Consider the following 12,654-nt stretch of genomic DNA (forward strand, 5'->3'; position numbering starts at 1 on the left):
GGCGAGGCGCGGCGAATTTCGGCCGCTCGCGCGCGCGCCGTGAAGCCGCGTTCACGTCGGGATGTGGCCGCGCGCGGCGCGACCGTGCGCGACCCATGGGCCGCGCCTCGCGGAGGCCGGTTCGCAGCGACCGGGCGGGATGGCGCGGCGCGGCGCGGACCGCCTGGGGCGCGCAGGGGAACCCGTGCTACCGTTCCGCCGAGTTCCGGGCGGCCACCTCCGAGCGAGGGATCCCGGCAGGCTCGCGCCTGTGGGCCAGCCGTTCGCGAGGACACGGGGACCGGTCGAGCCGATGGATGTCACCTGCGAGCGTTGCAGCACCGAATACGAGTTCGACGACGCGCTCGTGTCGGAGCGCGGTACGACGGTCAAGTGCACGAACTGCGGCTACCAGTTCAAGGTGCGCCGCACCGACGGCGCCCTCCCCGAGCGGTGGGTGGTGCGCACCCTCGGCGGCAGGGAGCTCGAGTTCAAGATGCTCCGGGAACTCCAGGCGGCGATCGCCCAGGGCCAGATCACCCGCGATGACGTGATCTCGCGCGGCAACGCGCGGCCGCGTCGGCTCGGGTCGATCGCGGAGCTGGAGCCGTTCTTCAAGGGCCCGGGCAGCGTTGTCATGGCCGGGACCGCGCTGGGCATCGGCGGGCCTTCGCCGCTGGCCGGCCGCTCGAGGTCGCTGACGCCGCAGGGGCTCGGCGGCCCAGCGCCGGCGCAGACCGAGGTCTCGATCGCGATCCCGCTCCCGCGCGCGGAGCCGAGCGAGGAGGCCGGCCCCGAGTCCGTCCACGAGGCCGAGACGGTCGTGCGGGACGTGCGGGAGGTCCAGTCCGCGAAGGAGCGCCCCTCGCCGCGCCGCGCGACGATGCCCGCGGTCTACGAGCCCGATGCCGGCGCTCCGGCGCGGGCGATGCTCAAGCCGAGCGCGCTGCCCGGGGTCGTGGTGCCGCCGGAAGAGGCGCCGCCGCTGCCGGACGCGTACCCCGCGCGCCGGCAGGAGCCGCGGACGCTCCGCGGCGCCGGGGTCGCCGAGGTGCGCCACGGCAGCGTCAAGCCTGGGGCCGCCGACGCCGGCGGCGAAGCGCCGGGGCGGGCTGCCGGGCTCGCTCCGCTGCGGATCCCGAACAGCGTCCCGCCGCCGCGCGTCGAGCGCGCGGCCGCGTCTGCTCCCGCCGACGGCCAGGGAGAAGACGGCTCCGCGGCGAGGCGCGGCGGGGCGCCGCGCGCCGCCACGGAGGATCGCGCAGCGCGGAGGGCTGGGGCGCCGATGCCGCTTGTGTCGTCTGCCGACCCCGACGGGGGACCCTCGTACGCCGACGAAGGGGACGGGGAACCGCAGTTCACCTCGCTGCCCATGAGGAGGACCGGGATCGCGCGGTGGATCGTCGGCCTCATCGTCATCGGCCTCATGGTGGTGAGCGTCGCGACCCTCGGACCGAAGTACCTCAAGCCGGCCGCCCAGGCCCGGCCGGCGACGAGCGACGAGCGCGTCGCGACCCTGCTCGCCGACGGCGAGCGGAGCCTGACGGAGGGGGATCTCGAGACGGCGAGGGACAAGCTCGTCAAGGCGAGCGCGCTGGCCGAGGACGACCCGCGGGTCGCCGTGGCGCTGGCCCGGGTCGAGACGGTGAACGCGGACATGCGGTGGCTGCGGCTGCAGCTGCTCGCCGAGGACGATCCGGATCTGGACACGATGCGCCACGAGCTCCAGAGCGCGATCGACCGCGCTGGCAAGGCGGTCGACCACGCGCGGCGCGTCGCGCCCGAGGACGCCGAGGTGAACCGTGCCGCGATCGATCTGCTCCGCATGCAGGGGGACCTCGCCTCGGCGCGGCGGCTCGTCGGCGCGATCTCGGCCGAGAGCGCGCAGCCGGAGAACGCCCTCACGCTGGCCGCGCTCGATCTCGCGGAGGCCCAGCCGAGCTGGGCCGTGAAGCGGCTCCGGGCGGCGGCGAGCATCGAGCAGATCCCCGGGCGGGCGCGGGCGCTCCTCGTTGTCGCGCTCGCGCGGTCCGGCGATCTCGCGGCCGCGCGCGTCGAGAACGAGCGTTTGCTCGCCATGAGCCGGCCGCACCTGCTCGCGCGCCCGCTCCGGGCCTTCATCGACCGGATCGAGAAGGCGCAGGACGAGCCGAGCGGCGGCGCCGACCCGGTCTCGAGCGCGCGCCCGAAGAGCCCTCCGGCGGTCGCTCCCGAGCCGAGCCCGCCGGCCGCGCCGGCGCCGCCGGGGCGCGTCCGCCGGGTGGCGGAGCCGGACGACGGCCGCGTGCCGGACGACTACGTCGCCCCGGGCGGTACGATCGACACGAGCGACCTCCCCGGCGTGCACCCGCCGCCGACCGCCTCGCCGAGCACGACAGCGCCGGCGATCGACACCTCCGATCTGCCTGGAATCAAGCATGAGTAAGCGCCGAGCTCGACGGATGCGGTGGGCCGGTGCCGGCGTCCTCGCGGTGGCAGCATCGATGGCAGGGTGCACCGGGAGAGAGCGGGCGGCGTCGCTGCCGGCGCCGCCTGCCGGGCGCCTCGACGAGCCGGCGGTCATCGAGATCGATCTCTCGCGCGGGCTCCCCGAGAGCGCATCGGCGTCGCTCTTCGGCCCGCCCAGCGGCAGGACGCACGCGCAGCTCGTGCAGTCGTTGCGGGCGCTCTCCGAGGCCGATGGCGCGAAGGGCTTCCTCGTGCGGCTCGGGAGCGCGCGCCTCGGGTTCGCGCGGGCCCACGAGATCGGCCGGATCCTCGGCGACATCCGCAAGGCGGGGCGGCCGGTCGTGTGTCACGCGGACGAGTACAACAACGCGACGATGCTGCTGGCGGCCGCCGCCTGCAGCAAGCTCTGGCTGAGCCCGGCCGGGCAGGTCGACACGGTGGGGATCGCGGCGCAGCTGGTGTTCGCGAAGGGGCTCCTCGACAAGCTCAACGTGGACGTCGACTTCCTTCAGGTGGGGAAGTTCAAGGGCGCGAGCGAGCCGTTCACGCGCGAAGGGGCGAGCCCCGAGGCGCGCCAGTCGCTCCAGTCGGCGCTCGGCGGGCTGCGGGAGGCGTGGCTCTCGGGCATCGTGGAGGGGCGCGGCAAGCAGGAGCTCCGCGAGGCCGTCGAGGACGGCCCGTTCGCCCCGGAGGACGCGAAGGCGAGGGGGCTCGTGGATGAGCTCGGCGATCTCGAGGCCGCGATCGAGGACGCGAAGAAGCTCTCCGGCACCGAGATCTCCGTGCCGCGGTTCGGCGGCGCCCCGCGCGACCCGAGCCTGTCGCGGAGCCTCGTGGACGTGTTCCGCGCGATCTCCGGGGCGAGCACGCTGGGCACGCCGCACGTGGCGGTGGTCCCGGCGATCGGCGGCATCACCATGACCGCCAGAGGGGTGCCGCTCGGCTCGTCGGACGGGATCGGCGAGCGCGAGCTCGGACGGATCATCACGCGCCTCACGAAGGACACGAGCACGAAGGCGGTCGTGCTGCGGATCGATTCGCCCGGCGGGTCCGCGCTGGCCTCGGATCTGCTCTGGCAGAAGCTGATGCGGCTGCGGGAGGAGAAGCCGCTGGTCGTGTCGATCGGCGGCATGGCGGCGAGCGGCGGCTACTACCTCGCCTGCGCCGGCACCCAGGTCCTCGCCGAGCCGACGAGCATCATCGGCTCGATCGGCGTCGTGAGCGGCAAGTTCGCCGTCGGGAAGGCGCTTGCGCAGATCGGGATCAACGCAGAGACCGTCGCGGCCAACCCGGATCCGGAGCGGGCAGCGCGCGCCGCGTACATGTCGGCGCTCACGCCCTGGGACGAGCCCACCCGCGCCCGCGTGCTCGCCTCCATGGAGGCGGTTTACGACCTGTTCCTGAGGCGCATCACGGCGGGGCGGAACCTCCCGCTGGAGACGATCGCGCCGTCCGCGGAGGGGCGGATCTTCGGCGGGGTCGAGGCCCAGGGGCGCTCGCTCGTCGATGAGCTAGGCGGGCTGGAGCGGGCGGTAGCGCTCGCGCGCGAGCTCGCGAAGCTGCCCGCGGACGCGCCGGTCGAGATCGAGCAGGACGATGGAGGCCTGCTCGAGCTCCTGGCCACCGGCGACGAGGCCGGCGAGAACGCCGCGCGGACCCCGGACCGCGCGGCGCTCAAGGAGCGCGCGCGGGAGGAGATGGCGGGGGCCCTGCTGCCCGAGTGGCTCGGCGTCGCGCCGGAGGTGAGCACCTTCGCTGCCGCGATGGCGCCGCTCCTGGCCGGAGAGAGGGCGCTCACGGTGTTACCGTTCGCGGTGACGCTCCGGTAAGGCGCGAGATCGCACCGGAAGATTGGCCTTGTACCTCGGTCGTTCTGGTAGGCTGAGCGGATTCAGAATACCCGAAGCGGGTCGCCGAAATGAGCTCTTCACCTCCGGAACGGGCAGCATCAGCGTCGGGCGCGCGGAGGACGCTGCATTCGCCGGAGCTGATGGAACCAGCGGGGCCCGCCTCTGCGGGGCAGCTGGTCATCGGGGGCAGTCGATCCGTCGCGCCGGTGTCGCGCCACCGCGGTCCGCGCGCTGAAGAAGCCTACTGGCGCGCGCGCGTGGACGACCGCCGCGCCGCCGGCGACGCCCATGGGGAGCGCGAGGCGGCCCTCGCCCTCGCGAGGATCCTCGCCGCGCGCGGCGTCGAGCTCGACAAGGCGGCGGCGCTCGCGCGCCGAGCGCTCTCGCTGGGCGACGACCTCGCGATGAGGAGCGAGCTGGCCGGCTGGCTGGCGGGGCTGGGCGAGCCGGCCCTGGCCGCGGCGGCGCTGCGCGGCCTCCGCGATGACGCGCAGCCGCCCGGCGCGACGGCGCGGGTGCTGGTGAAGATCGCCGTGCTCCTGGCGCGCGCCAGCGACGTCGCGGGCGCGGTCGATGCGCTCGAAGAGGCGAGCGAGCTCGCCCCGGACGACGCGATGGCGAGCGAGCTGCTCGGCACGATCGCCGCCTGGGCGTCGGAGGAGGTGTTCCCCACGGTCGCGGCGAAGGCGTACCTGGAGGCGGCCAAGCGGCGCGAAGCCGCGCGGGAGCGGGAGGCGGCGTTCGAGGACCGCCTGCGCGCCTTCGAGATCGCCCCTCACGACGACACCGCCGCCAAGGCCATGGCCGCCGCGCTGTTCGTGCGCAGCCGGCACGGCGCCGCCGACGAGGTGCTCCGGGCGCACGCCGAAGCGCTCGCGGAGCGGGCGCCCGGTGGGGAGGCCTCTGCCCCCTCCGCGCTGCAGCGCGCGATGGCGGTCCACGGCCACCGGCTCCAGGGCGCGACGAGCGAGGGCGACTGGGCGCGCGCGGCCGGTTGCGTGCTCGACGCGGGTCTCGACGGCGAGGTCGACGGCGACGCAGCCCCCATGATCGACGAGGTGATCGAGCAGGCGGGGCTCTACGAGCTCGTGGCCGCGCGGCTCGAGATCCGGTCCGAGCAGCGGATGGGGGGGCCGAGGGCCGAGGCGTACACGGCGCTTGCGCGGCTCTATGCCGGCCCGCTCGCGAGCCCGGACCGCGCCGTGGAGGCCTGGATCGAGGCCGCGGTGAGCGACTCCAGCAGCGCGGCGGCGCGCTCCGCGCTGCGCGAGCACGCGGCGACCCTGCACGACATGGCGCCCCTCGTCGAGGCGCTCATCCGCATCGGCGAGGGCTCGGACGCGAGGGCGCGAGAGGACGCGGCGGCGCGGATCGACGCGCTCTCGGAGCTCGCCCGCCTCGCGGAGGAGAAGATCGGCGACCCAGGCCTCGCGCAGTGGGCGTTCGAGACGCTGAAGAACGTCGGCGGCGACCCGGAGCGCTCCGCGGCGGGGCTCCAGCGGATCGCGGAGCGGCTCAAGGCGCAGGACGAGGCGCTCGCCGCGGCGCAGCGAGCGCTCCGCGGCGCGGACGCGGCCGAGGGGCGGATCGACGCGCTCCGCCGGCTCGTCGTGATCTACCGGGGTCGCCCGACCGAGCGCGCCGCCTACGAGGAGGCGCTCGTCGGGCTCTCGCGGGCGCTGCCGACCGACCGCGGCTGCCTCCTGGCGCTCGATCGGCTGAGCCGGCGGACCGGGGGCGGCGCCGCGCTCGACGCCCTGCTGCGCGCGCGGCTGGCCGAGGCGACGCAGCCGCCGTCCTCGGAGGCCGAGGGCGCGCGCTCCGCGAGGTCCGAGGCGATGCGCGTGCCCATGCTGACGCGGGTCGAGCTGGTGCGCGCCCGGCTGCTCCTGTCGGCGATCGCCCGGCGGCAAGGCCAGGACGCCCGCGCGCTCGACGAGGTGTCGCCGCTGCTCGGCGAGGCGCCGGGGCACCGCGGCGCCGCCAGCGCCGCGCTCGTGCTGGCCACGCGGACCGGGCGCCTGCGAGAGCGCGCCGACGCGATCGTGCAGCTCGCGGCGCCCGTCTGGCCGGCGCTGCGCGCGGTGCTGCTCGCGGTCGCCGCGGCGCTCTACGCGCGGGTGCGCGCCGCGCCGCTCTCGCGCGAGATCGCGGCGCTCGCCTGCGAGGCCGATCCGTCGTGCACGCGCGCCGCGGCCACGCTCGCGTCGATCTTCACGGCGGAGCTCGCCGCCGCCGCGGAGGCGGGCGAGGCGGCTCCGTTCGAGGTCGACCGCGCGGTCGTCGCCGCGATCGAGCGCTCGATCACCACGGTGTTCCCGCGCGGCGCGCTCTGCGACGGCCTCGCCAGGGCGCTGGAGGCGCTGGGCGAGCTGCCGCTCGCGCTCGCGTGGACACAGCGCTGGCTCGCGCTCCGGCCCGGGTGCCCTCAGGCGACCACGGAGCTCATCCGTCGCGCCGCGGTCGCCGGCGACGCGGCCCGGCTCTCGGACGCGCTCGCGTGGATCCTGGCGCAGCCCAAGCCGCTCGGCGAGATGGCGGCCCCGCTCGCGAGCGCGCTCCACGCCCTCTACGACCTCGATCCCTCCCGCGGCACGGCGCTCGCGAGGCGCTCGCTCGACGTCTTCGGTCCTCAGAACCCGCTCCTGCGCGAGCGGCTGCTCGAGCTCGCGCGCCACGCCGGCGATCCTCACCTCGCCGTGACCGTGCTCGAGCGGTGGCTGGCCGTCGAGATCACGGCGCCGCACGCCCCCGAGCTGATGTTGATGCTCGCCGACTGCCGCCTCGACGGCGGCGACCCCGACGGCGCGGCGCAGGAGCTCGCGCGCGCCGCCGCGGCGGTGGCCGACCCCCAGGAGGTCCTCGCGCGGGTCCAGCGCCTCGAGTCGTCGCTGCTCGACGCGAAGGGGCTGAGCTCCGACGGCGCCATCGCGCTGGTCGAGGCGAAGGCCCGGGCGTTCACCGCCCAGGGCGGCGACGCCGCGGAGGAGGCGGCGGCCGCGTGGCGCGAGCTCGGGAGCCTGCTCTGGGATCTGGCGGAGGATCATCGCGGCGCCGAGGCGGCGTTCTTCCGGGCGAGCGAGGTGGCGCCGAGCAGCGGGGCCGAGCGCTACGCGCGGGACATGTGCGAGTTCGCGGGTGTCGAGGCCGCGATCGACGCGATCGTCGCCCGCGCCGCCGAGGCGCGGGGCGAAGCGGAAGCGCAGCCCGCAGCGGCGGAGAGCAGGTGGTCGGGCGACGTCGGACCCGAGCGACGCCGGCGCGCCAACCTGCTGATCGAGGCCGCCAACCTCGCGCACGAGCATGGCTTGCCCGAGCGGGCGCTGGCCACGGCGGCGAGCGCGATCGAGCTCGATCCCCTCCGCGCCGACGCCGTCGCGCTCGTCGAGAAATCGGCCGACGCCGACGACGGCGTCGCCGTCCTCGACAAGACCTACCGGCTGCTCGCCGACGCGGCCCTGGGCTGCTACGGCCGCCGCGCGGCCCATTACCGCGCGGCGCGGCAGCTGGAGCGGCGCGGCGCCTTCGAGCTCGCGCTCTCGCACGCGGTGGCCAGCTTCGAGGCGGTGCCCACCGAGGGCACCTCGTACGTGCTGCTCGCGCGGCTGGCCGAGCACGCCGGCGAGCCCTCGGAGGCCGTGCGCGCGCTCGAGCGGGTGGCGGCGACCGCCGATCCGGCGTCGCGCAACGCCTGGCTGAAGCGCGCCGCGGCCCTCACCGGCCGCACGGAGGAGGGCCTCCGGCTGCGCCTCGACATCCTGCTCCGCGCGATGGTCGTGCGCCCGGATCCGGCGATCGTCGAGGACGTCGGCGCGGCCATCCGCGATCTCGTCGCGTGCACCGGGCAGCCGGAGGTCGAGGCCATCCGCTTCGACCGCGCGGTCAAGGCCAGCACCGCGAAGCTCGAGGGGCCCGAGGGGGCTCGCGCGGGGCTCGCGATGGCGCGCATCGCCGTCGAGGTCCTCGACGCGCCCGCGCTCGCGCTCGCCGCGATCGAGCGCGCGATGCTCGCCGACGGCGACATCGACGAGTTCCAGACGCTGCTCGACATCGTCGGCGAGCTCGCGCAGCAGACCGAGCCGGCGTCGCACCTCATCGCGGCGGTGTACGCCGCCGCGATGAGGCCGCACTCGAGCGTCGGTCCTGCCCTGCTCCGGTGGGCGAGCAAGCTCGCCGACGCGCTGAGCGTGCCGCCGGTCGCGGCGGCGCTGCTCGTGGAGGCGGCCCGGCGCGCGCCCGAGGACGACGCGCTCGCCTACGAGGCGGAGGCGGCGGTCGAGGCCACCGGCGACGAGGCGCTGAAGCGGTCTCTGGACGACGCCCTGCCCGTCGCGCGGCGCCTCGAGGCGCTGCTGCACCTCGCCGACAAGCACGAGCGCGAGGGAAAGCGCGCGGAGGCCACGGTCGCCCTGGAGCGGGCGCTCGCCGGCGGCCAGCTCCAGGGCGAGACGCGCGTCGAGGTCGTCACCCGGCTCCGGCGGCTGTACGCGGCCGAAGATCGCGGCGGCGATCTCCAGGCGCTCCTCGAGGCCGAGCTCGCGCGCGTGGACGTCACGGGCGCCGTCCGCCTCGAGATGACGCGCGAGCTCGCCGGCATCCTCGCCGCCGGCGGCGATCTCCACGCCGCGCTGGAGCTCCTCCTGGAGGCCGCGCAGAAGACGCCGTTCGACAAGGCGCACCTCGACGAGCTCATCCGGCTCGCCCGGCGCAGCGACGATCACCGGCAGCTCTTCGACGTGCTCACGCGCCTCCAGGGCGCCGCCGCCAGCGACGAGGAGCGGCTGCTCGTGCTGCGCGAGCTCGCGCCGCTGGCCCAGGAGCTCGGCGATCGCGGCACCGTGGTGGCGCTCTACGAGACGATCGCCCGGCTGGACCTCACCGACATGCACGCCCTCGAGGTCGTCGAGCAGGACGCGAGCGACCGCGGCGATCACGCCGCCGTCGCCGCCCTCCTCGCGCGCCGCATCGAGGCGGCTCCGCTGCCGGACACGCGGCGAGCGCTGCGGCTCCGGCGCGCCGCCCTGCTCGAGCAGCGCCTCGGCCTCCTCGACGAGGCGTGCGGCGAGCTGGAGTCCTTGCTCGCGGCGTCGCCGGACGACGTGAGCGCGCTCCGGTTCCTCGCGGACATCTACGAGCGGCTCGGGACGCCGCTCCGCGCCGCCCCGCTCTGGTGCAGGCTGGGCGATCTCGCGACCACCACCGACGAGCGGGCCGAGTACAACCTCCGCGCGTGCAGCAGCTACCTCGGCGGCGGGGATATCGAGTCCGCGAAGGACACCCTGGAGAGCGTCGCTCGCATCGCCCCGCGCGAGGCCGTGATCGAGCTCCGCGTCGAGATCGCCCGCCGGGAGGGGGACGGTCACGCGCTCGCCGCGGCGCTCGATCAGCTCGCCAGCGCGTCGCGCGACGCCCCCGAGCGGCGCGCGCAGCTGCTCGTCGAGGCGGCGCGCGCCACCTCGATGCTCGGCGACGACGCCACGGCCCTCGAGCGCGCCCGCCGGGCCGTGAAGCTCGCCCCGGACTCTCCCGACGCCGTCCTCGAGGCGCGCCGCATCGAGTATCGCCTGCGCGGGACCGGGACGCCGCGCGACGCGCAGGCCGCGGTGGAGGAGCTCGGGCGCATCGCGCCGCGCCTGCGCCCGGCGCACGTCGACCTTCACGCATTTCTGCTGGCCGAGACGCTCGACGTCATCCAGGGCCACGGCGCGGGCATGCGCGAGCTGACCCGGCGCCACGCCGAGGTCGGCCCGAGCACGCTGGTCGCGCTCGGCATGGCGGAGCGTCTGGCGCTGAAGCGGAACTTCTCCGCCGCCCTTCCGCTGTTCGAGCGCGCGCTCGGCGGCGAGCTCCAGGGCATGCGCGCGCGCGGCCGCGTCGCGCTCGCCGCCGCCGAGACCGCTCAGAACGCCGGCGAGCTCGAGGCGGCCGCGCGGCTCCTCGAGGAGGCCGCGGCGGAGCCGGAGACGCGCGCGCTGGCGCTGCGGCGCCAGCTGGAGCTCACGGCGGCCCGGGGCGAGCCCGAGGCCGCCCGCAAGGCCCTCGAAGAGCTCGTCGCGCAGAGCTCGGGGATCGACCGCGCGCGCGCGCTGATGCAGCTCGCGCGCCTGCACTCGGCGAGCGATCCGGAGCGCGCAGCGCAGATCCTCTCGCAGGCCACGGTGCTGGCGGGCTCGGATCGTTCGCTGGGGCTGAAGATCGCCGAGCTGAACGCCGAGCTGGCCAGCGAGCGGGCGACCTTGCCGCCCGAGGAGGTGCCTCACGCCACGCTGATCCGGGTCGTCGCCGCGGAGCCTGCCCCGGTGGCACCCGAGGCGCCGCCCGGCCTCTCCCCGGCGGCCGGCGGCGTCGCGCCGTCGAGCAGCCGCGCGCCGTCGAGCAGCCGCGCGCCGTCGAGCAGCCGCGCGCCGTCGAGCGACATCGCGCCGTCGAGCGGCGTCGCGCCGTCGAGCAGCCGCGCGCCGTCGAGCAGCCGCGCGCCGTCGAGCGGCAGCGCGCCGGCTTCCGGCAACCCGCACATCGATCTTGTCGAGCTCAACGATCCGCTCGACGAGTCGCTGATCGCCGCCGACGCGTCCCGGGCCAGCTCTCCCGCGCTATCGGACGACGAGCTGCTCGATGGGTCGGCGGTCACCCCGCCGGCCTCGCGGGCGCCGGCCCCCGGCGCTGCGGAGAGCAGCGGTGCGCGCCGCGGCGCCGCCTCGGGCCGCGCCGGCATCGGCGCGCAGCACGCTGCGCCGCCGGTCTCCGCCCCGCCGTCGCTCCAGCCGCCCTCCTCCGCGACGCGTCTCCTGACCACGTGGCCGCCGTCCGCGGCCGAGAGCTTCGAGGAGGCCGCGCTCTTCCGCGAGCTCGCCGCTGGCTCGTACGAGGCTGGCGAGCAGCTCATGGAGAGCTTCGCCCCGCGCGACGATCGCTCGCGCGAGGCGCTGGCGGTCCGCCGGATGCAGGCGCACCTGCGGCTCGGTGATCGGGGCACCCTCGAGCGCCTCCAGGCGGCCGCGATCGCCGACAAGAACATGACCTATGCCCGCGCCATCGAGCACGTGCTGCGCGCCTTCGAGGGCGACGAGCCGTCCGACCGACGCGGCGAGGGCGCCGTCTCGCCGCCGCTCCTCGCCGCGCAGCGCGACGCTCCGGAGCTCGTGAGCGCCCTGCTCTTCCGTGACCTGGACTCTCCGGTCAACGAGGCGCTCGCGCTCGTCTGGGAGACCGGGCTCTATCGCCGCGACGCGGCCCAGTCCGGGCTCGTCGCCTCCGAGCGGGTCCAGCCGACCTCGCCGACCCTGCTCGGTGAGCTCTACGGTGTCGTGGCCGGTCACCTCGGTCTCCTGCGCACCGCGCTCTACCACCAGCGCGCGCCGTCGCCTGCTCCGGCGTCGCCCGAGGGCCAGGTGATCCGGGTCAACCCGCCGGCCGTGCTGCTGCGGGGCGAGATCCGCGAGGACACCCCCGAGCTGCGTTACCTGCTCGGCGCTCACCTGGCCGGCGCCATGCCCGACTATGTCCTCGTGAACACCTGCGCCGAGGACGAGCTCCGCACGCTCCTCTCCGCGATCGTCGCCGCCTTCGGCCCGCTCGAGGACACCGCGTACAGCAGCCGCGGCAACCCGGCTGTGGTGCGGCTCGAGCAGAACCTCTGGCAGCTCATCCCCCCCCGCGCCGAGCGTCGCCTCCGCGAGATCTGCGACAGCGCCAGCAAGATGACCTACGAGGCGGCCGTCAAGATGACCCGCACCGCCATGCGTCGCGCCGGCCTCTTCGCCGCGGGCAACCTCGCCACCGCGGTGCACGCGACCCTCAAGGAGCGCGGCCTGGAGCTGGCTACCCCGCTCTCCGAGCCCGAGGGGCTCGCCGCGGCGTGCGCGGCGTACCCGGAGATCGCCGATCTCGTACGCCTCGCCACGCGGATGGAGTACGCCGAAGCGCGATGGCAGCCCGGTACGGTGCCTTCGCTCCGGCGGCTCGACACGGGCAGCTCGCGCTTCCGTGCAGGCACGTAGGCGTCGAGGCTGCCGCCGCGCTGACGTCAGCGGCGACGAGGCTCCCTGCCCCGGACCGCGCGCCCCGCGGCGCCGGCACGGACCGTGTTGCCCCCCATCCACCCGAGGCCTCCCGTGTGCACGCCCACGTTTCACTCCGCTGCGACGATTGCGGCCTGGCCACCTCCGCGCGTCCGCCTCAACGCGACAGCGCTGTCAGAGCCCCGCCGCCGGTTGCGCGCTGCTCAACCGACAGCAGGCGCGCTTCGCGCTGCCCGGAACGCCGGCGGCGAGCTGGCACGAACATCGCCTTCTCTTTCTAGCGTGATTTTTCCCTGCGCCTGCTCGGGTGCGGACCCGCTCGGGCACCGCGTGTTGCTCTCCTCAGCTCGACCGCT

The 12,654-nt window shown here is 75.9% G+C and carries 3 protein-coding genes; all 3 read left to right on the plus strand.

The window, feature by feature from the left end:
* Positions 1–292: 292 nt before the first annotated feature.
* The 3 genes from WMF17_RS43380 (at position 293) to WMF17_RS43390 (ending at position 12,277) form a co-directional block, all read left to right on the plus strand.
* Positions 293–2,404: a zinc-ribbon domain-containing protein gene (locus WMF17_RS43380; RefSeq protein WP_437599422.1), complete on the plus strand. Its 2,112-nt coding sequence runs from the start codon at positions 293–295 to the stop codon at positions 2,402–2,404.
* Positions 2,405–2,462: 58 nt separating this feature from the next.
* The gene (locus WMF17_RS43385) at positions 2,463–4,256 is read left to right on the plus strand and encodes a S49 family peptidase (RefSeq protein ID WP_437646758.1); all 1,794 of its coding nucleotides are present in this window, start codon (positions 2,463–2,465) and stop codon (positions 4,254–4,256) included.
* Between the two features lie 278 nt (positions 4,257–4,534).
* Positions 4,535–12,277, plus strand: a complete 7,743-nt coding sequence (locus WMF17_RS43390) for a hypothetical protein (RefSeq protein WP_437646760.1) — start codon at positions 4,535–4,537, stop codon at positions 12,275–12,277.
* Positions 12,278–12,654 lie beyond the last annotated feature (377 nt).

Source organism: Sorangium sp. So ce362, assembly GCF_051519845.1.
In the GTDB taxonomy this organism is placed as follows: Bacteria; Myxococcota_A; Polyangia; order Polyangiales; family Polyangiaceae; genus Sorangium.